Origin of the sequence: Aquibium sp. ELW1220 (assembly GCF_030398385.1) — a bacterium.
GTDB lineage: Bacteria > Pseudomonadota > Alphaproteobacteria > Rhizobiales > Rhizobiaceae > Aquibium.
The window spans coordinates 96,870-115,372 of the sequence record NZ_JAOAOQ010000013.1 but is presented as its reverse complement, the minus strand read 5'-3'; the positions used below and the strand labels follow the sequence as shown (position 1 = coordinate 115,372).

Sequence of the window (18,503 nt, the reverse complement as noted above, 5' to 3'; positions counted from 1 at the left end):
GGCATGGACCGGCCGGAATGGAACAGGCAGGGCCGCGACTGGCCGAACCGCGAGGCGAGCCGCTTCGTGTCGGCCGCGCGGCTGCGCTGGCACGTCCAGGTCATGGGCCAGGGTCCTGCGCTGCTGTTGCTGCACGGCACGGGCGCTGCGAGCCACAGCTGGCGCGACGTGGCCCCGCTTCTCGCCCGCCGTTTCACCGTGATCGTGCCCGACCTGCCCGGCCACGGCTTCACGGGGCTGCCCCATCCCGAAGGCATGTCGCTGCCGGGCATGGCCATGCGGGTGGCCGCGCTGGTCTCCGAACTGGGGAGCGCGCCGCGTGTGGTCGTGGGGCATTCGGCCGGCGCCGCCATCGCGCTCCAGATGGCGCTCGACCTTCGCTTGGCGCCGGGACTGATCATCTCGCTCAACGGCGCGATCAAGCCGATTCGCGGCGCGGGCCTGTTTTCGCCGCTGGCCAAGCTGCTCTTCCTCAATCCGCTCGCACCGCGTCTGTTTTCCTGGCGGGCGCAGGCGTCGGGCGCGACGGAACGCCTGCTCAGGGGCACCGGTTCGACGATCGATGCGCGCGGCGTGGCACTTTACGAACGGCTGTTCCGGACAGCCGGGCACGTCGAGGCGACGCTCGGCATGATGGCCGCGTGGGATCTGGACGACCTTCCGCGGCGCATCGGCCAGCTGAAACCGCGGCTGCTTCTCGTGGCCGCCGCCGGCGACAGGGCGATCCCGCCTGGCGACGCCGCCGAACTGGCCCGCCGCGCGCCGCTGGCCGAGGCGCTCCTGCTGCCGTCGGGCGGGCACCTCGTCCACGAGGAGCGTCCAGCCGAGATCGCCGCCCTGATCATCGACAAGGCCGCCGCCTCGGGTCTCCTCTGACGTTTTCCCTTTGTCATTTCGAATGACATCGCATACTGTCCACTCATGTTGACAAGTCCCGACCGAAACCGAAGGTTCGACCCCACCGACCGGCGGCCGCATGCGGTCGTCATCGGCTCCGGCTTCGGCGGCCTCGCCGCCGCCGTCCGGCTCGGCGCGCGCGGCTTTCGCGTCACCGTCCTGGAGCGGCTGGAGCGCATCGGCGGCCGCGCTTCGGTGCTGTCGCAGGATGGATTCACCTTCGACCGCGGCCCCACCATCGTCACTGCCCCGTTCCTGTTCGAGGAACTCTGGACGCTCGCCGGGCGGCGGATGCAGGACGACGTCGATCTGCGGCCGCTCGACCCCTTCTACCGCATCCGCTTCGACGACGGCTCGCATGTCGACTGCTGGCGCGACGCGGACGCCATGCGCGCCGAGGTGGCACGAGCAGCGCCCGACGACGTCGAGGGTTGGGACCGCTTCATGGCGATGGCCCGCGAGATCTGTCGCGTCGGCTTCGAACAGCTCGGCCACAAGCCGTTCTCCTCCTTCGCCGACATGCTGCGCATCGCCCCGGACCTCATACGCCTGGAGGGCTGGCGCAGCGTCCACGGGCTCGTCTCCTCCTACGTCCGCTCGCCCAAGCTGCGCACCGTGCTCAGCTTCCACCCGCTCCTGATCGGCGGCAATCCGTTTCGCGCGCCGGCGATCTACTGCCTGATCCCCGATCTCGAGCGGCGCTGGGGCGTGCATTACCCGATCGGCGGCGTCGGCCGGCTGGTCGATGGCCTCGCCGGTCTGATCGCAGAACAAGGCGGGATCGTGCGCACGCGCGCCGAAGTCGCCGGGATCGAGACGAAGGAAGGCCGGGCGACCGGCGTGCGGCTCGCCAGCGGGGAGCGAATCGCCGCGGAGATCGTCGTCTCCAACGCCGATGCCGCCACCACCTATGGACGCCTGCTCGACAAGGCCGCGCCGCGCCGCTGGAGCGACCGCAAGATCGCCCGCGCACGCCATTCGATGGGGCTGCTCGTCTGGTACTTCGGCACCAGGGGCCGCTTCGACGCGGTCGGCCACCACACCATCCTGCTCGGCCCGCGCTACAAGGGCCTGATCGAGGACGTCTTCGAGCGCAAGCGGCTGACCGAAGACTTCTCCATCTACCTCCACCGCCCGAGCGCCAGCGACCCGGCCGTCGCGCCAGCCGGCTGCGATGCCTTCTACGCGCTGACGCCGGTGCCCAATCTCCAGGGCGACGTCGACTGGACGGTCGAGGCCGAACGCCGCCGCGCGGCGATCGAACGCCGGCTCGAGGAGACGCTGATGCCCGGCCTGTCCGGCCGCATCGTCACCTCGAAGGTGATCACGCCGGTCGATTTCCGCGACGACTACCTCTCGGCCCATGGCGCCGGGTTCGGCTTCGAGCCGGTCCTGACGCAGAGCGCCTGGTTTCGCCCGCACAACCGCAGCGAAACCATCCGCGACCTCTTCCTCGTCGGCGCCGGAACGCATCCGGGCGCCGGCCTTCCGGGCGTGCTGTCGTCTGCCCGCATCCTCGACACGGTCGTGCCCCATGCCAGCGCCTACCTTCGATAGACGCTTCTGCACCCCGGCCGATTGCGCGGCCTGCCGGCAGGCGATCCGCCAGGGCTCGCGATCCTTCTACCTCGCCTCCCTGCTCCTGCCGGTATCGATCCGCGAACCCGCCTATGCCGTCTACGCCTTCTGCCGCATGGCCGACGACCGCATCGACAACGAGAACGGCGGCCTTGCCGCCGTGGCCGAGATGCGGGCGCTGCTCGACCGCATCTATGCCGGCGCGCCGGGCGAAAGCACCGTCGAGCGCGCCTTCGCAGACGTCGTGACCGCCTTCGCCATTCCGCGCGCCCTTCCCGATGCACTGCTCGAAGGCCTCGCCTGGGACGCCGAGGCCCGCCGCTACGGGACGCTGTCCGAGCTGCGTGCCTATGCCATGCGGGTCGCGGGCTCCGTCGGCGCGATGATGACGCTGGTCATGGACCGCCGCCTCCCGGCGGTGCTGGCCCGGGCCTGCGATCTGGGCGTCGCCATGCAGCTGACCAACATCTGCCGCGACGTCGGCGAGGATGCCCGTGCCGGGCGTCTCTATTTGCCCCTCGACATGCTGCGCCGGCATGGCATCGATCCGGACCGGTTTCTCGCCGACCCCGTCTGCACGCCGGCGCTTCGCGCCGTCGTGGCGGAACTGCTCGCCGAGGCCGAGAAGCTCTACGACCGCTCGCTCTGCGGCATCGCGGCCCTGCCCGCCTCCACCCGCATCGGCATTTCCGCCGCCCGGCTGCTCTACCGCGAGATCGGGCGCGGCGTATCCGCCGGCATCGACCCGGTCGCGCAGCGTTCCGTCGTCACGATCCCGCGCAAGCTCTCCTTGCTGCTCGATGCGGTCGGCCAGGCCTATCCCGCCGAGGCGCCTTCCGCCTGGCCCGCGCTCGACGAGGCCCGAGGCATGATCCACGCGGTCGTCCGCTCCGCTCCGCCGGCCCGCAGCCGCGCCATGCCGCCCTGGTGGCGCGTCGAGGCGCGCGCGCTTCGGATGGTCGAACTGCTCCACACGTTCCAGCGCCGGCCGCGCGACCGGCGGATCCCCTTCGGCGAAACCCAGCGCTCGCGGCCATGAGTTCGGGCTACATCATCCTGTTCGAACTGGTTCTGGTGCTCGGTCTGGCGCTCGTCTTCGGCGTGCGCGAACTGCGCAATCTGAGGCGCTTCGACCGGGAACGGGCCGAACGGAACCGCCTGGCGGCTGGCCAGGCCGGAAACGGCGCCGATGCGTCCCCGACCGATCGCACCCCTGGCGACCGGACCCGCGACTGAACCGCGGCGACGGCCAGACGTTCAGGCGAACCTTCGCTACCGCCGCCGCGGCATGCGGAACGGCAGCAGCATGCGCACCCAGTTCGAGGCGAAGCGGTCGAGATCGACGCTCTCGCAGACGGTCGGTCCGGTCCGGCCGGGCAGGCCGGCGCGGCATCCGGTGCGGGTGTAGAAGGGCGTATCCTCGAACGTGTGGATGTCGGTCGGTGCGGTCGCCGAACGCATCGCGCGTCCGACACGCCACAGGGTGCCCGGCAGCTGGTGAACCGGTTCCTGCGCGATTCGCTCGACGGTTCCGTCGGCGCGGTAGGAGAGCGCCAGCCCCCGCCCGCCGTCCCGGCGCGTCTCCACGTCGTAGAAGATCGTCGTTTCGTCGGTGCCGGCCGTGCGCGACCATGTCCAGCCGCGAAAGCCGTTCTCGATCGGCTCGTCGCCGGCGTTCATGTCGACATAGGCCAGCCCGCTCCAGCCCAGGCGCGGATTGTCGAAGGACACCGTGGCGCGCGCCAGCGGCGCGACGGGCCGCCAGCGATGCAGCCCCCGGGCATCGAGCGCATGCACCGCATGGAACAGCGGCCCGGGGTCGATGACGACGCGCCCGGCCATCCGGCGCGGCAGCGGAAAGGCCCATTCGTCGATGTCGATGACGAGCTTGCCGTCCACCCACGCCACTCCGCTCGGCCCGATCGTCAGCCGGTCGGGCGCCCGCGCCAGCGCGCCCGCGCCCCGCTCGGTCATTGCCCATCGACCCGGCCCCGACCCGTAGAGGATGGCGTTGACCGCCACGTGGTCGAGCGGATTGACCGCGCCGCGCTGCCGCGCCCAGGCATGGTATGGCGAGAACACGCTGCCGACGAAGGCGATGATCGTCAGCGCGTGACGCCCGTCGTCGCTCGTCGCATCGACGTACCACCAGGCATAGCCGCCGGGCGGGACATCGCCGTCGAAGCGCAGTCGCGGGTCAGCAGGTCCGCCGCGTGCCATCCCGACAGCGCCGCCATCGGCAGGCCCGGCCCCGGATGAACCGCCCCGCCCGCCAGGTAGAGCCCCGGGATGCGGCTCCTCGCCGTCGGCCGCTGGAAGGACGCCGTCCATCCGTGCGAGGCCCGGCCGTAGAGCGCTCCGCCGGTTGCGGGAAAAAGCCGGTGAAACGCCGCAGGCGTCGTCACCTGTGTCCCGATGACCGACAGCGCGAGTCCCGAACGCCGCAGTCGCTTCTCGACCGCCTCGATGCATGTCGCGATCTCCCCTCTGCCCAGTGACGTGGAGCCGGTCTCGGCCGGCGCGTTGATGATGGCGAACAGCCGCTCGGCCCCGGTCGCGCCCGCATCACCCTCGTCGCGGTCCTGGGCGCAGACATAGACCGTCGGGTCGGCCGGCAGCCTGCGCTGCACGAAGATGTCGTCGAACTCGGCCCGGTAGTCCGACGAGAAGAAAACGCCGTGGCGGGCCAGCGGGAAGCCGCCGGCATCGGCGACCATCGACAGCGTCAGCGCCGAGAGCGACCGCTCCGCCGATGCGGCCGGTGCGATGGCGCCGCGCGCGCCCTCGCCCAGCAGGCCGGCGGCGAGCGCGGCCGGGTCGCCGTTGAAGACCACGGCATCCGCTTCGACCGTCTCGCCCGAGGCAAGCCGCACGCCGGCGGCCCTGCCCGACCGCATCACGATCTTGTCTACCGCTGCGCCGCATCGGATGACCGCGCCCGCCTCGGTTGCCGCGGTCGCAAGTCCCTCTGCCAGCCGGCGCATGCCGCCGTCGACGAGCCACACCCCGGACTGCTCGACATGGGCGACCAGCATCAGGGGGCCCGGCGCCGCGTAGGGCGAGGATCCGCAGTAGGTCGCATAGCGGCCAAACAGCTGTCGCAGCCGCTCGTCGGCGAAATAGGTCGACACCACCTGCCACAACGACGAGAAGGCGCGGATACGGGTCAGAGCGCCGAGACCGCCGATGCCGCTGCCGGCGACGAGTTTCGGCAGGCCGGGCTCGGGCTCGCGCATGAAGGGCGCGTCGAGCGTGCGGAACACCTCCTGCGTCCGGGCGCAGAAGGCCCGATAGGCCTTCGCCTCGCGCATCCCGGCCAGATCGCCGATAGCCTCCGCCGACCGGTCGGTGTCGGCATGCAGATCGAGCGCCGATCCGTCCGGCCACCAGTGCCGCGCAAGGATTTCCGCCTTCGACGTCGGCACGCGCTCCGAAAAGCTGAGCCCCGCCTGCGCGAACAGACCGTCGAAGACGGAGCGCATGGTCAGGACCGTCGGGCCCGAGTCGACCGGCCGGCCGGCCACGTCGAGCGCACGCAGCTTGCCGCCTGCGCGCGCCTCTTTCTCGATGACGGTCACCGCATGACCGCGGGCGGCCAGCAGCAGCGCGGCGGAGAGCCCGCCCACCCCTGCGCCGACGATCGCCACACGTGGTGCGGCGGCAATCCTGCCGGTCGGGGTCGAGCCGTTGATCATGCCCTTGTGTAAACTATTTTTTACATGCAAAGTAGTCTAAAGAAAGTGACGCCAAGAGGAATCCGGACATGCCCCATGACGATGCCTCGCTCCGTATCGAAGCCGCCCTGCGGCGGGCGCTGGCAAGGGCCTGCGGGCGCAACGCCCCGCCGAAGATCGCCAGCGCGATGCAGCATGCGGTGTTCCCCGGCGGCCAGCGCATCCGCCCGCGGCTGGCGCTCTCGATCGCCGCGGCTTGCGGCGACGACAAGCCGGTCCTGTCGGCGGCCGGTGCAGCGGCGGTCGAACTCCTGCATTGCGCCTCGCTGGTCCATGACGACATGCCATGCTTCGACAATGCCGGCATGAGACGCGGCAAGGCCTCCGTCCACGTGGCCTACGGCGAACAGATCGCGCTCCTGTCGGGCGACGGTCTGATCGTCCTCGCCTTCGAGACGGTGGCACTCGCGGCCGCAGCCGATCCGCTTCGCTCGGCGGCGCTGGCGAGCGTCGTGGCGCGCGCCGTCGGCATGCCCTTCGGCATCGTCGCCGGCCAGGCCTGGGAGAGCGAGCCATCGCCCGACCTCGTCGCCTACCAGCGCGCCAAGACCGGCTCGCTCTTCGCCGGCGCCTCGATGGCGGGCGCAGCGGCGGCTGGCCACGAGGCCGAGCCCTGGGGCGCGCTCGGCTTCTGCCTCGGCGAAGCATATCAGGTGGCCGACGACATTCGCGACGTGCTGTGCAGCGCAGCCGAGATCGGAAAGCCGATCGGCCAGGACGAGGCGCTCGGCCGGCCGAACATGGTGCGCGAACTGGGCGTCGCCGGCGCCGCCCGCCGGCTGAAGGATCTCGTCGACGAGGCCGTGGCCTCGGTTCCCGCCTGTCCGGGGCAGACCGCGCTGCGGATCGAGATCCAGAGCCAGGCATCGCGCTTTCTCCCGCGGGAGGCCTCGCAGGTCGCAGCGTGAGCGCCGACGGCAGTCTCGGGTCACGGTCGGCGCGGGCTCCGGCCGGCGCCGGTCTTGCCGACGCCTTCGCCGAGTGGAAGGCGCGGCGCCTGGCCGACCCGCGCTTTCGCCGCTTTGCCGCCCGCTTCTGGCCGACGCGCTTCGTGGCGCGCCGCGCTGCCGGCCAGCTGTTCGACCTGACGGCCGGCTTCGTCTATTCGCAGGTGCTGGCCGCTTTCGTGCGGCTGCGCCTGCCGGACTTCCTCTACGCGGCACCCCGCAGCCTGGAAGAGGTCGCGGCCCGGATCCAGCTTCCCGTCGACAGAACCGAGCGGCTGCTCGATGCCGCCGCCGCGCTCGGCCTTGCACGACGGCGGCGCGATGGCTGCTGGGGACTCGGCGATCTCGGCGCGGCCCTCGTCGGCAATGACGGCGTGACTGCGATGATCGAACACCACGCCCTGCTCTACGACGACCTGCGCGATCCGGTCGGCCTGCTGGCGTCGGACAGCGAGACGGAATTGTCCCGCTTCTGGAGCTATGCCGCGCGCGATCCCGCTGCGGCCGCCGAATCGGCCTCCTATTCGCGCCTGATGGAAGCATCGCAGGCCTTCGTCGCCGACGAGGTGCTCGACGCCCTGCCGCTGTCGCGCCATCACCGCCTCATGGATGTCGGCGGCGGCACCGGCGCCTTCGTCGCGGCCGCCGCGCGCCGGTCTCCGAGCCTCGGCCTCATCCTGGCCGACCTGCCGGACGTCGCCGACCTTGCGCGGTCGCGACTAGCGGAGAAGGGGTTGGCCTCCCGCATCCGCGTCCACGGCGTCGACATCTTCGACCAGCCCCTGCCGAAGGGTGCCGACATCATCACGCTGAACCGTATCCTCCACGATCACGACGAACCCAACGCATTGGCCATCCTGTCGGCGGTCCGCGCGGCGCTGCCGTCCGGCGGCACGCTGGCCCTGTCCGAACCCATGGCCGGCACGCCGGGCGCCGAGCGTGCCGGGCATGCCTATTTCGGCTTCTACCTCCTCGCCATGCGCCAGGGACGGCCGCGACGGTTCGACGAAATCGCGCGGCTGGTCGAGGCTGCAGGCTTCAGCGGTGTCCGCGAGTGCGCCACAGCCACCCCGCTCCTCGTCCGCGTGCTGTGCGCGCAAGCCTGACACAGGCATGTGTACATTTTAATTGACAACATCCATTGTAAATATAAGATGACACTCATAGCAGATCGCCGGATCAAGCCGGCGGCAAGGAGGAGGGGATGCGGTCACAAGCCGTCGTTCTCGAGAGCCCCGGGCACATCTCACTCGCGGAACTCGATCTGACTGACCCGAGCGACGATGACGTGATCGTCGAGGTCGAACACAGCGGCATCTCGACCGGAACCGAGAAGCTCCTCTTCACCGGCCGCATGCCGGCATTCCCCGGCATGGCCTACCCGCTGGTCCCGGGATACGAAACCGTCGGAAGGGTGGTCGAAGCCGGACCGCAGTCGCTGCGCCATATCGGCGACCGCGTCTTCGTGCCGGGTGCCAATTGCTACGGTCCCGTGCGCGGGCTGTTCGGCGGCGCGGCATCGCGCATCGTCGTCCCCGGCCGCCGGACCATGGCGGTCTCGCCGGCCATCGGCGACGACGCCGTGCTGCTGGCGCTGGCCGCCACCGCCTGGCATGCCCTGTCGCCCGACCAGTGCCGCCCGCCGGAGCTGATCGTCGGACACGGCGCGCTCGGGCGTCTGGCCGCTCGCATCGTCCTGGCCACCGGCGGCCGCGCCCCGACCATCTGGGAGACCGATCCCGCGCGTCGCACCGGCGCGTTCCCCTACGCGGTCGTCGCCCCGGATGACGATCCGCGCCGCGACTACCACCGCATCCTCGATCTCTCCGGCGATGCCGGCATCTTCGACAGCCTCGTTTCGCGGATTGCCCGCGGTGGCGAGATCGCCCTCGGGGGCTTCTACGCCGATCGGATATCCTTCTCGTTCCCGCCCGCCTTCATGCGGGAGGCGCGGTTCCGCGTCGCCGCCGAGTGGCGCCCCGGCGACCTCGACAGCATCTCGGCGCTCATCGAGGCGGGTCGTCTCTCGCTCGACGGGATCGTCACGCACCACGCGCTCCCGGCTGACGCCGGCGACGCATACCGCACCGCCTTCGGCGACTCGTCCTGCCTGAAGATGGTGCTCGACTGGAGAAATGCCGCATGAACGCTCCCGTGAAAACTCCGGAAGGCGGCTTGCTCGCTTTGGTCGAGGCCGTGCGCGCCGAAGCGGCGCAGGAGCCGGATCCCGTTCATGTCGGCGAGGCGAAGAAGGAAACGCAGATCATCGCGATCTACGGCAAGGGCGGCATCGGCAAGTCGTTCACGCTCGCCAACCTCTCCCACATGATGGCCCAGCAGGGCAAACGCGTCCTGCTCATCGGCTGCGATCCCAAGAGCGACACGACGTCTCTGCTGTTCGGCGGCCGCGCCTGCCCGACCATCATCGAGACCTCCTCGCGCAAGAAGGCCGCAGGCGAGGACGTCCAGATCGGCGACGTCTGCTTCAAGCGCGGCGGCGTCTTCGCCATGGAACTCGGCGGTCCCGAGGTCGGCCGCGGCTGCGGCGGTCGCGGCATCATCCACGGCTTCGAACTGCTGGAGAAGCTCGGCTTCCACGACTGGGGCTTCGACTACGTGCTGCTCGACTTCCTGGGCGACGTGGTCTGCGGCGGCTTCGGCCTGCCGATCGCCCGCGACATGTGCCAGAAGGTCATCGTCGTCGGTTCCAACGACCTGCAGTCGCTCTACGTCGCCAACAATGTCTGCTCGGCCGTCGACTACTTCCGCAAGCTCGGCGGCAATGTCGGCGTCGCCGGCATGGTCATCAACAAGGACGACGGCACCGGCGAGGCGCAGGAATTCGCCAAGGCGGTCGGCATCCCCGTCCTGGCCTCGATCCCGGCCAACGACGACATCCGCAAGAAGAGCGCCAACTACCAGATCGTCGGCTATCCCGGCGGCGAATGGGGCTCGCTCTTCGCCGAACTCGCCGAGAACGTCGCGGTCGCGCAGCCACAGCGGCCCAACCCGCTCACCCAGGACATGCTGCTCGGCCTGTTCTCGGCCAGCGACACCGGCGGCAACGTCGTGCTGGAGCCCGCCTCCCAGGCCGACATGCGCGGCGGCATCGTCATCGAGCGCCCGTCCCTCGAAGTCGTCTACGACGAAATCTGAGTGGCGCGGCCCATGGAAAGCCTTCCGCACAGCCCAGACAGGTCGCTCGACACCGCCGGCCCGGAGGTCGTCTACGACCGCGCCGCCGAGACCGAACTGGACAATCTGCCGGTCGCATCCTCCCGCGATCCGGCGCCGGCAGCCCCGGCCGAGACCGGCCAGGGCTGCCACGGCGGCAAGGCCGAGCTGACACGTGCGGCGATGGCGTCGGGCAATTCGGAACTCATGGAGCGTCTGAAGGCCGACTATCCGCAAGGCCCGCACGACCAGCCGCAATCCATGTGTCCGGCCTTCGGCTCGCTGCGCGTCGGGCTGCGCATGCGCCGCACGGCGACCATCCTCTCGGGCTCGGCCTGCTGCGTTTACGGCCTGACCTTCACGTCCCACTTCTACGGCGCCAAGCGCACCGTCGGCTACGTGCCGTTCAACTCCGAGACGCTCGTCACCGGCAAGCTCTACGAGGACATTCGCGACGCCGTGCACGGCCTCGCCGATCCAGCGCTCTACGACGCGATCGTGGTGACCAATCTCTGCGTTCCCACCGCCTCGGGCGTGCCGCTGCGCGCGCTGCCGAAGGAGATCAACGGCGTGCGCATCATCGGCATCGACGTGCCGGGCTTCGGCGTGCCGACCCATGCCGAGGCCAAGGACGTGCTGGCCGGCGCAATGCTCGCCTATGCCAGAAAGGAAGCCCAGGCGGGTCCGGTGCAGGCGCCCTCCGGCGGCCGCAAGGAGTTGCCGGCGGTGGCGCTTCTGGGCGAAATGTTCCCGGTCGATCCGGTGACCATCGGGCGCATGCTGGAGCCGATGGGCCTTGCCGCCGGTCCGGTCGTGCCGACGCGCGAATGGCGCGAACTCTATGCCGCGCTCGACTGCGTGGCCGTCGCCGCCATCCATCCCTTCTACACCGCCTCGATCCGCGAGTTCGAGGCTGCGGGCCGCCCGATCGTCGGCTCCGCCCCCGTCGGCATTGCCGGAACCGCGGCCTGGCTCGATGCCGTCGGACGCAGCTGCGGCGTTCCGCAGTCGACCATCGACAAGGCCAAGGCACCGATCCTTGCCGCCATCCGCGGCGCGCTCGAGACCGCCCCGGTCAAGGCCCGCATCACCCTATCGGGCTATGAGGGCTCCGAACTGATCGTCGGCCGCCTGCTCAAGGAATCCGGCGCCGACCTGCGCTATGTCGGCACCGCCTGCCCCGCCACCCGCTGGAACGCCGAGGACGCCGCCTGGCTGCGCGCGCAGGGCATCCATGTCGAGTTCCGAGCCTCGCTGGAAACCGATCTCGCGGCCGTCGACGGCTACGCCCCCGACCTCGCCATCGGCACCACGCCCGTGGTGCAGCACGCCAAGCAGAAGTCGATTCCCTCGCTCTATTTCACCAACCTCATATCGGCGCGCCCGCTGATGGGGCCGGCCGGCGCGGGTTCGCTGGCCGCTGTCGTCAACGCGGCGGTCGCCAACAAGGGCCGTTTCGAGCGCATGTCGGCCTTCTTCGACGGCGTCGGCGAAGGCCATCGCGCCGGCATCTGGCCGGATGCCGGCCGCCTCCCGCCGAAGGAGAAGCCCGTCGCGGCCAGGCCGCTCGTCGCCGCCAAGGCCTCCGTCCGGATGGAGGACTTCTGATGCTGATCGCCGATCACGACCGCGCCGGCGGCTACTGGGGCTCCGTCTACGTCTTCACCGCGCTCAAGGGCCTGCAGGTGATCATCGACGGTCCGGTCGGCTGCGAGAACCTGCCGGTGACGGCCGTCCTCCATTACACCGACGCCCTGCCGCCGCACGAACTGCCGATCGTGGTGACGGGCCTGGCCGAGGAGGAACTCGGCCAGAAGGGCACCGAGCAGGCGATGAAGCGCGCCCATTCGACCCTCGATCCGGACAAGCCTGCAGTCGTCGTCACCGGCTCGATCGCCGAGATGATCGGCGGCGGCGTCACCCCGGAAGGCACGCGCATCATGCGCTTCCTCCCGCGCACCATCGACGAGGACCAGTGGCAGAGCGCCGACCGCGCCCTCCTGTGGCTCTGGAAGGAATTCGGCCAGAAGAAGAAGCCGAAGAAGGCGCCGCCGCGGCCCGATGGCGCGAAGCCGAGGGTCAACATCGTCGGCCCGATCTACGGCACCTTCAACATGCCGTCCGACCTCGCCGAGATCCGCCGGCTCGTCGAAGGCATCGGCTGCGAGCTCAATCTCGTCTACCCGCTCGGCGCCGATCTCTCCGATACGCCGAAGCTCGCCGACGCCGACGTCAACGTCTGCCTCTACCGGGAATTCGGCCGCAAGCTCTGCGAGGCGCTGGACAAGCCCTACCTGCAGGCGCCGATCGGGCTGCACTCCACCACCGCCTTTCTGCGCAAGCTCGGCGAGCTGACCGGGATCGACCCCGAACCCTTCATCGAGCGCGAGAAGATGACGACGCTGAAGCCCGCCTGGGATCTCTGGCGTTCGGTCACGCAGGACTTCTTCGCCACCGCCAGCTTCGGCATCGTCGCCTCCGAGACCTATGCGCGGGGCGTCCGGAACTTTCTCGAGACGGACCTCGGCTTCCCCTGCGCCTTCGCGGTCGCAAGACGCCCGGGCGAGAAGCCCGACAACGAGGCGGTGCGGGCGCTGATCAAGGGCAAGCAGCCGCTGGTCCTGTTCGGCTCCTTCAACGAGCGCATGTACGCCGCCGAGGCGGGCGGCCGCTCGTCCTACATCCCGGCCTCGTTTCCCGGCGCCATCATCCGCCGGCACACGGGCACGCCGTTCATGGGTTACTCGGGCGCGACCTACCTCATCCAGGAGGTCTGCAATGCGCTCTTCGACGCCCTCTTCCGCATCCTGCCGATGGCCGCCGACCTCGATCGGGTCGAGCCGACGCCGTCCCGGCTGGAACGCGAGATCGCCTGGGACGAGGCGGCGCGCGCCGCACTCGACCGTGCCGTCGACAGCTATCCGGTGCTGGTGCGCATATCCGCCGCAAAGCGGCTGCGCGACCGCACCGAACGATCCGCCCGCAGCGCCGGCGAACGGCGCGTCACCAGCGAACGCATCGAGGCCACGCTGGCCGAGACGCTCGAGCTCGCGTGACGAGCGGGAAAACCAGGGGAGAACGATCATGGCAAGCATCGAGATGGACGCCCGTTACCCGCGCCACAACCGCCGTCGCGCGGAACAGCGCGAATACCGGCTGATCTGCATCCTGGCCTATCCGCTGTTCCTCCTCGCCGTCGTCATCGAGCGCCTTCTCGGGCTCGTCGGCCTGGTCGAGGCACGGCGCGTTCCGCGGCGCAACGTCTTCTCGGAGGCCCGCGCGGCCGCCCGGTCCTGCATTCCGTTCGCCTTCCGGTGAACGACAGAGCTTCCGGCAGGGCAACCTGACGGAGGAGGTCGACGGCCCGCGGGCCGCCGGCACAACCGCCGGACGAATCACCGTCCGGTTCATGGCCGAAAGGCCGAACTGAAGGAGGTAGCCATGGCTGCTAGTGACGGGTCCCTGTCGGGGCTCTCTGAAGCGGAAGCCAGGGAATTCCATTCCGTGTTCATGAGTAGCTTTATTGCGTTCGTGATCGTCGCGGTCATCGCCCACATCCTCGCCTGGATGTGGCGTCCGTGGCTTCCCGGGCCGGAAGGCTACGCATCGCTCGAGAACGGCGTGCAGCCGATCACGAGCGCCCTCCTCTCGCTCGTCGGATAAGGGGGAACATACGATGTGGAGAATCTGGCTTCTGTTCGATCCGCGCAGGTCGCTGGTCGCACTTTTCACCTTCCTGTTCGTGCTGGCGCTGGTGATTCATTTCATCCTGCTCAGCACCGACCGCTTCAACTGGCTGGAAGGGCCGCGGCCTGCCGCTGCCGCCGCCACGGTGGAGCTGGTCGCCGACGTCGCCTGACGGGCGAGGCCGGGACGGAACCGAGAATGACGCGGGCGGCTGCCGTGCCGCCCGCGCCGATCCAATTCGGCGGCGCCGTCGCGCCGCGCAAATCGCGCCCTGATGGGGGAGGCTCGACATGGCGATGCTGAGTTTTGAACGCAAATACCGGGTCAGGGGCGGTACCTTGCTCGGCGGCGACCTTTTCGACTTCTGGGTCGGCCCCTTCTATGTCGGCTTCTTCGGGGTCACGACCATCTTCTTTACCGCGCTGGGAACCGCGCTGATCGTCTATGGCGCATCGCTCGGCCCCACCTGGAACATCTGGCAGATCTCGATCAACCCGCCGGCCGAGGAAATCGGGCTGGGCTTCGCGCCGCTCAAGGAAGGCGGGCTGTGGCAGGTGATCACCATCTGCGCCATCGGTGCCTTCGGCTCCTGGGCGCTGCGCCAGGCCGAGATCGCCCGCAAGCTGGGCATGGGCATGCACGTGCCCTGGGCCTTTTCCTTCGCGATCCTCGCCTATGTCACGCTGGTCGTCTTCCGGCCGGTGCTCATGGGCGCGTGGTCCTACGGCTTTCCCTACGGCATCTTCACCCATCTCGATTGGGTCTCGGCCACGGGCTACGCCTACGGGAACTTCCACTACAATCCCGCGCACATGATCGCGATCACCTTCTTCTTCACCAACTGCCTGGCGCTCGCCCTGCACGGCGGCCTGATCCTGTCGGCCACCAATCCGAAGAAGGGCCAGGCGGTGAAGACCGCCGAACACGAGAACACCTATTTCCGCGACACGATCGGCTATTCGATCGGCACGCTGGGCATCCACCGGCTCGGCCTGTTCCTAGCCATCTCGGCATCCTTCTGGAGCGCGGTCTGCATCATCATCTCCGGGCCGCTCTGGACCGAGGCCTGGTCGGAATGGTGGGAATGGTGGCGCCGGATCCCGGTCTGGAGCTGAGGGAGGAGACCATGCTCGAGAATCAGAACATCTTCACCCGGGTTCAGGTGCGCGGCGCTCCCGACATGGGCGTGCCGATCCCCGCCGGGATCTGGAACCGCGAGACGCAGTCGCGCTTCGTTCATCTGTTCGGCCGCTTCGGCGACGCGCAGATCGGCCCGATCTATCTCGGCTGGCTTGGCCTCGCATCGCTGATGTGCGGCTTCGTCGCCATCGAGATCATCGGCCTTAACATGCTGGCCAAGGTCAACTGGGACCCGCAGGAATTCATCAAGCAGTTCTTCTGGCTGTCGCTCGATCCGCCCCTGCCCGAGCACGGGTTGCGCATCCTGCCGCCGCTGAAGGAAGGCGGATGGTGGCTGATGGCCGGCTTCTTCCTCACCTCGGCGATCCTGCTGTGGTGGGCCCGCATGTACCGCCGCGCCCGGGCGCTCGGCATGGGCACGCACGTGCCCTGGGCGTTCGCCTCGGCGATCTGGCTCTATCTCGTGCTCGGCTTCATCCGCCCGCTGCTGATGGGATCGTGGAGCGAGGGCGTGCCTTTCGGCATCTTCCCGCACCTGGACTGGACGAACAACTTCTCCCTGATTTACGGGAACCTGTTCTACAATCCCTTCCACGCGCTCTCCATCGCCTTCCTCTACGGTTCGGCCGTGCTGTTTGCCATGCACGGCGCGACCATCCTGGCCGTCAGCCGCTTCGGCGGCGAACGCGAGATCGAGCAGATCGTCGACCGCGGCACGGCCTCGGAGCGCGCGGCGCTGTTCTGGCGTTGGACGATGGGCTTCAACGCCACGATGGAATCCATCCATCGCTGGGCCTGGTGGTTCGCCGTCCTCTGCCCGCTGACCGGCGGCATCGGCATCCTGCTCACGGGAACCGTCGTCGACGACTGGTTCGGCTGGGGCGTAAAGCACGGGCTCGCTCCGGGCTGATCGAAACGGGCCGGGCGACCTGCGGAAGCCCGGTTCGACGTCGGCGACAGGCGGGATCGCAACGCCTTCGCCGCGACCGGGACGGACGTCCCCTCCTGTTCGTCCTGAAGGAAAGGGCCCGGATCCGAGCAGGATCCGGGCCCTCGCCGTTTCCCGACGACGCAGTCGGCCGGCGCCGCGCATCGCGGTCGTCGCCCGTCGATCTGACGGTGCCCGACCGCCTCCGTCGAACCCGCCTCGACCACCGACGGCCGCCCCTCCCGCCCCATCGAGGCATGCGGAGGGTCTTCAAGGATGGGATCGCCGGGAGGAGGTCGCCACGGGGCAGACCGCTTGCCGCACGGCCCCTTCCGCGCGGCCGCCCTCCACCGGTATCGAGCCTCATCGCCCATGGCATGGCCGGCGAAAGCAGCGGCCAACGCCCCGTCTCCCGCCGCGATCGCATCAAGCGACGAAGAGCCCGCTTCCCTGTGGGGACACGGGCTCCTTCGAACTCAGGCGATGAAGGGTGGCGATAGGTTGGCGGAGCCGTAGCCGGGTCAGCCGAGCGAGGCCGGCTCAGGCGGCCTGCAGGCCGAGCTCGCTCCAGCGGTCGAGATAGATCCGGAACCACGGGGTGAAGGACTGCGGGTCGGCGGCGATCGCCGCGTGCAGCTCGTCCCGGTCGAGCCAGGCAACGGCCTGCACCTCGGCCGGGTCGAAGCGGTCGAGCGGAAGTGCCGCGGCGCCTCCGGCCGCGGCGGCGGGCGAAACATGCGCCTCGAAGATGTGGACCCGTTCGTTCTCGATCATGCCGTTGCCGACGTCGGCGCGGTAGTCCACGACGTTGCGCGCCGAGAGCGGCAGCGTGAAGCCGAGTTCCTCCAGGAGGCGTCGGCGGGCGCAGGCAGCGGGCGCCTCGGCCCAGTTGGGATGGGTGCAGCAGGAATTGGCCCACTGGCCGCCGGAATGGTACTTGCCCGACGCCCGGCGCTGCACCAGCAAGCGGGCGCCGGCAAAGACGAAGACCGACACCGCGAGGTGCTTCTGGCCGCGATAATGGGCGTCGAGCTTGCACACCGGCAGGAAGGACCCGTCGCCTGCGATCGCGACGATGGTCTCCTCCGCCGGATCGAGCCGCTGCGAAATCGCGGTGGCGGACATCATCGTCTCCAACTCCCGTCCATCATCCCGGCCGTCATGCCACCTTCCTGGCCAGCGCGCAGCGCGACCAGAGTTCCGACAGGGCGCCGGCGAGGTGGTCGATGTCGGCGTCGGTGTGTAACGGCGTCGGCGTGATGCGCAGCCGCTCGGTCTTGCGCGGCACGGTCGGGTAGTTGATCGGCTGCACGTAGATGCCGTGGCTGTCGAGCAGGAGGTCCGACAGCCATTTGCACTTGGCCGCGTCGCCCACCATCACCGGCACGATGTGGCTGGGGTTCGGCATGGTCGGGATGCCGATCGCGTCGAGCCGCGCACGCACCTTGCGCACCCGCTCCTGGTGGCGGGCGCGCTCCATCTGGCTCTCCTTCAGGTGCCGGATCGAGGCCCGCGCGCCGGCCGCCACATGCGGCGGCAGGGCGGTGGTGAAGATGAATCCGCTCGCAAACGAGCGGATGTAGTCGCACAGCGCCGCCGAGCCGGCGATGTAGCCGCCGACGACCCCGAAAGCTTTGCCCAGCGTCCCCTCGATCAGCGTCACGCGGTCCATCAGCCCCTCGCGCTCGGCGATGCCGCCGCCGCGCGGCCCGTAGAGGCCGACCGCATGCACCTCGTCAAGATAGCTCATCGCGCCGTGCTTCTCGCACACCGCCAGGATCTCGGCGATCGGCGCGATGTCGCCGTCCATCGAATAGACGCTCTCGAAGGCCACGATCTTCGGCCGTTCCGGCCCGTATTCCGACAGGATGCGGTCGAGGTCCTCGACGTCGTTGTGGCGCCAGATGCGGCGCTCGGCCTTCGACTGGCGGATGCCCTCGATCATCGAGGCATGGTTGCCGGCGTCCGACAGGATGACGCAGTCCGGGATCGTCGAGCCGAGCGTGCCGAGTGCGGCCCAGTTCGAGACGTAGCCCGAGGTGAACAGCAGCGCTGATTCCTTGCCGTGCAGGTCGGCGAGTTCGGCCTCGAGCAGCACGTGGTAGTGATTGGTGCCGGAGATGTTGCGCGTGCCGCCGGCGCCCGCCCCGCAGCGGTCGATCGCCTCGTGCATGGCGGCGATCACCTTGGGGTGCTGGCCCATGCCGAGATAGTCGTTCGAGCACCAGACGGTGACCTCGCGCGTCTGGCCGTCGACATGGCGGGTCGCCCGCGGAAACGTCCCCCGCTGCCGTTCCAGATCGGCAAAGACCCGGTAGCGACCCTCGCCGCGCAGGCCATCGAGCTTCGTGGCGAAAAAGGCTTCGAAGTTCACGGGGCAGTCCTCCTCCATGCGCGGACGCGGTCTTGCCGGTCCTG

The 18,503-nt window shown here is 69.5% G+C and carries 19 protein-coding genes; 15 read left to right on the top strand and 4 right to left on the bottom strand.

What is annotated here, in order from left to right; all coding sequences use genetic code 11:
* Positions 1 to 3: 3 nt before the first annotated feature.
* Genes bchO through N1F91_RS13995 form a run of 4 tightly spaced genes read left to right on the top strand, consistent with a single transcriptional unit; the run spans position 4 to position 3,711 of the window.
* Positions 4 to 876 carry an alpha/beta fold hydrolase BchO gene (bchO, locus tag N1F91_RS14010; RefSeq protein ID WP_289992946.1) on the top strand — a complete coding sequence of 291 codons (873 nt, stop codon included), beginning with the start codon at positions 4 to 6 and terminating at the stop codon, positions 874 to 876.
* 45 nt (positions 877 to 921) lie between these two features.
* Complete coding sequence (locus N1F91_RS14005; protein WP_289992945.1) at positions 922 to 2,454, top strand: phytoene desaturase; 1,533 nt, start codon at positions 922 to 924, stop codon at positions 2,452 to 2,454.
* Positions 2,432 to 3,514 carry a phytoene/squalene synthase family protein gene (locus N1F91_RS14000; RefSeq protein WP_289992944.1) on the top strand — a complete coding sequence of 361 codons (1,083 nt, stop codon included), beginning with the start codon at positions 2,432 to 2,434 and terminating at the stop codon, positions 3,512 to 3,514. The genes N1F91_RS14005 and N1F91_RS14000 overlap by 23 nt, the downstream gene beginning before the upstream one ends.
* Positions 3,511 to 3,711 (top strand): hypothetical protein, encoded by a 201-nt coding sequence (locus N1F91_RS13995; protein ID WP_289992943.1) that lies wholly within the window; start codon positions 3,511 to 3,513, stop codon positions 3,709 to 3,711. Before N1F91_RS14000 ends, N1F91_RS13995 begins: the two co-directional genes overlap by 4 nt.
* 36 nt (positions 3,712 to 3,747) lie before the next feature.
* On the opposite strand, the gene N1F91_RS13990 is transcribed toward N1F91_RS13995, so the two are convergent.
* Entirely contained in the window at positions 3,748 to 4,695 is a 948-nt protein-coding gene (locus N1F91_RS13990; protein WP_289992941.1) for a carotenoid 1,2-hydratase, read from the bottom strand.
* On the bottom strand, positions 4,581 to 6,170 hold the full coding sequence (gene crtD, locus N1F91_RS13985) for a 1-hydroxycarotenoid 3,4-desaturase CrtD (protein ID WP_289992940.1): 1,590 nt from the start codon (positions 6,168 to 6,170) through the stop codon (positions 4,581 to 4,583). Before crtD ends, N1F91_RS13990 begins: the two co-directional genes overlap by 115 nt.
* A gap of 68 nt (positions 6,171 to 6,238) precedes the next feature.
* Here crtD and N1F91_RS13980 point away from each other — a divergent pair, with 68 nt between their 5' ends.
* From N1F91_RS13980 to pufM, 11 genes are all read left to right on the top strand, one after another.
* Positions 6,239 to 7,117: a polyprenyl synthetase family protein gene (locus N1F91_RS13980; protein WP_289992938.1), complete on the top strand. Its 879-nt coding sequence runs from the start codon at positions 6,239 to 6,241 to the stop codon at positions 7,115 to 7,117.
* On the top strand, positions 7,114 to 8,262 hold the full coding sequence (locus N1F91_RS13975) for a methyltransferase (RefSeq protein WP_289992936.1): 1,149 nt from the start codon (positions 7,114 to 7,116) through the stop codon (positions 8,260 to 8,262). Before N1F91_RS13980 ends, N1F91_RS13975 begins: the two co-directional genes overlap by 4 nt.
* Positions 8,263 to 8,360: 98 nt before the next feature.
* Positions 8,361 to 9,302 carry a chlorophyll synthesis pathway protein BchC gene (bchC, locus tag N1F91_RS13970; protein ID WP_289992935.1) on the top strand — a complete coding sequence of 314 codons (942 nt, stop codon included), beginning with the start codon at positions 8,361 to 8,363 and terminating at the stop codon, positions 9,300 to 9,302.
* On the top strand, positions 9,299 to 10,312 hold the full coding sequence (locus N1F91_RS13965; RefSeq protein ID WP_289992933.1) for a chlorophyllide a reductase iron protein subunit X: 1,014 nt from the start codon (positions 9,299 to 9,301) through the stop codon (positions 10,310 to 10,312). The genes bchC and N1F91_RS13965 overlap by 4 nt, the downstream gene beginning before the upstream one ends.
* A 12-nt stretch (positions 10,313 to 10,324) precedes the next feature.
* A complete protein-coding gene (gene bchY / locus N1F91_RS13960; protein WP_289992932.1) occupies positions 10,325 to 11,938 on the top strand; it encodes a chlorophyllide a reductase subunit Y in 1,614 nt (537 codons plus the stop codon).
* Positions 11,938 to 13,386 (top strand): chlorophyllide a reductase subunit Z, encoded by a 1,449-nt coding sequence (gene bchZ / locus N1F91_RS13955; RefSeq protein ID WP_289992931.1) that lies wholly within the window; start codon positions 11,938 to 11,940, stop codon positions 13,384 to 13,386. The genes bchY and bchZ overlap by 1 nt, the downstream gene beginning before the upstream one ends.
* Positions 13,387 to 13,414: 28 nt before the next feature.
* The gene (locus N1F91_RS13950) at positions 13,415 to 13,648 is read left to right on the top strand and encodes a hypothetical protein (RefSeq protein ID WP_289992930.1); all 234 of its coding nucleotides are present in this window, start codon (positions 13,415 to 13,417) and stop codon (positions 13,646 to 13,648) included.
* Positions 13,649 to 13,771: 123 nt separating this feature from the next.
* Complete coding sequence (gene pufB, locus N1F91_RS13945) at positions 13,772 to 13,993, top strand: light-harvesting antenna LH1, beta subunit (RefSeq protein WP_289992928.1); 222 nt, start codon at positions 13,772 to 13,774, stop codon at positions 13,991 to 13,993.
* A gap of 13 nt (positions 13,994 to 14,006) precedes the next feature.
* Positions 14,007 to 14,189 carry a light-harvesting antenna LH1, alpha subunit gene (gene pufA, locus N1F91_RS13940; RefSeq protein WP_187972610.1) on the top strand — a complete coding sequence of 61 codons (183 nt, stop codon included), beginning with the start codon at positions 14,007 to 14,009 and terminating at the stop codon, positions 14,187 to 14,189.
* A 118-nt stretch (positions 14,190 to 14,307) separates the two neighbouring features.
* Complete coding sequence (pufL, locus tag N1F91_RS13935; protein ID WP_289992926.1) at positions 14,308 to 15,132, top strand: photosynthetic reaction center subunit L; 825 nt, start codon at positions 14,308 to 14,310, stop codon at positions 15,130 to 15,132.
* Between the two features lie 11 nt (positions 15,133 to 15,143).
* Entirely contained in the window at positions 15,144 to 16,067 is a 924-nt protein-coding gene (gene pufM / locus N1F91_RS13930; protein WP_289992925.1) for a photosynthetic reaction center subunit M, read from the top strand.
* Between the two features lie 558 nt (positions 16,068 to 16,625).
* Here the strand turns inward: pufM and N1F91_RS13925 are convergent.
* Positions 16,626 to 17,213 carry an NUDIX domain-containing protein gene (locus N1F91_RS13925; RefSeq protein ID WP_289992924.1) on the bottom strand — a complete coding sequence of 196 codons (588 nt, stop codon included), beginning with the start codon at positions 17,211 to 17,213 and terminating at the stop codon, positions 16,626 to 16,628.
* Positions 17,214 to 17,244: 31 nt separating this feature from the next.
* Positions 17,245 to 18,459, bottom strand: a complete 1,215-nt coding sequence (gene hemA, locus N1F91_RS13920) for a 5-aminolevulinate synthase (RefSeq protein ID WP_289992923.1) — start codon at positions 18,457 to 18,459, stop codon at positions 17,245 to 17,247.
* Positions 18,460 to 18,503: the final 44 nt, after the last annotated feature.

Bases quoted from the DNA above. Each gene is read 5' to 3' on its own strand.
- bchO (WP_289992946.1), top strand. From the start codon at position 4: ATGGACCGGCCGGAATGGAACAGGCAGGGCCGCGACTGGCCGAACCGC.
- N1F91_RS14005 (WP_289992945.1), top strand. From the start codon at position 922: ATGTTGACAAGTCCCGACCGAAACCGAAGGTTCGACCCCACCGACCGG.
- N1F91_RS14000 (WP_289992944.1), top strand. From the start codon at position 2,432: ATGCCAGCGCCTACCTTCGATAGACGCTTCTGCACCCCGGCCGATTGC.
- N1F91_RS13995 (WP_289992943.1), top strand. From the start codon at position 3,511: ATGAGTTCGGGCTACATCATCCTGTTCGAACTGGTTCTGGTGCTCGGT.
- N1F91_RS13990 (WP_289992941.1), bottom strand. From the start codon at position 4,695: ATGGCACGCGGCGGACCTGCTGACCCGCGACTGCGCTTCGACGGCGAT.
- crtD (WP_289992940.1), bottom strand. From the start codon at position 6,170: ATGATCAACGGCTCGACCCCGACCGGCAGGATTGCCGCCGCACCACGT.
- N1F91_RS13980 (WP_289992938.1), top strand. From the start codon at position 6,239: ATGCCCCATGACGATGCCTCGCTCCGTATCGAAGCCGCCCTGCGGCGG.
- bchC (WP_289992935.1), top strand. From the start codon at position 8,361: ATGCGGTCACAAGCCGTCGTTCTCGAGAGCCCCGGGCACATCTCACTC.
- N1F91_RS13965 (WP_289992933.1), top strand. From the start codon at position 9,299: ATGAACGCTCCCGTGAAAACTCCGGAAGGCGGCTTGCTCGCTTTGGTC.
- bchY (WP_289992932.1), top strand. From the start codon at position 10,325: ATGGAAAGCCTTCCGCACAGCCCAGACAGGTCGCTCGACACCGCCGGC.
- bchZ (WP_289992931.1), top strand. From the start codon at position 11,938: ATGCTGATCGCCGATCACGACCGCGCCGGCGGCTACTGGGGCTCCGTC.
- N1F91_RS13950 (WP_289992930.1), top strand. From the start codon at position 13,415: ATGGCAAGCATCGAGATGGACGCCCGTTACCCGCGCCACAACCGCCGT.
- pufB (WP_289992928.1), top strand. From the start codon at position 13,772: ATGGCTGCTAGTGACGGGTCCCTGTCGGGGCTCTCTGAAGCGGAAGCC.
- pufA (WP_187972610.1), top strand. From the start codon at position 14,007: ATGTGGAGAATCTGGCTTCTGTTCGATCCGCGCAGGTCGCTGGTCGCA.
- pufL (WP_289992926.1), top strand. From the start codon at position 14,308: ATGGCGATGCTGAGTTTTGAACGCAAATACCGGGTCAGGGGCGGTACC.
- pufM (WP_289992925.1), top strand. From the start codon at position 15,144: ATGCTCGAGAATCAGAACATCTTCACCCGGGTTCAGGTGCGCGGCGCT.
- N1F91_RS13925 (WP_289992924.1), bottom strand. From the start codon at position 17,213: ATGATGTCCGCCACCGCGATTTCGCAGCGGCTCGATCCGGCGGAGGAG.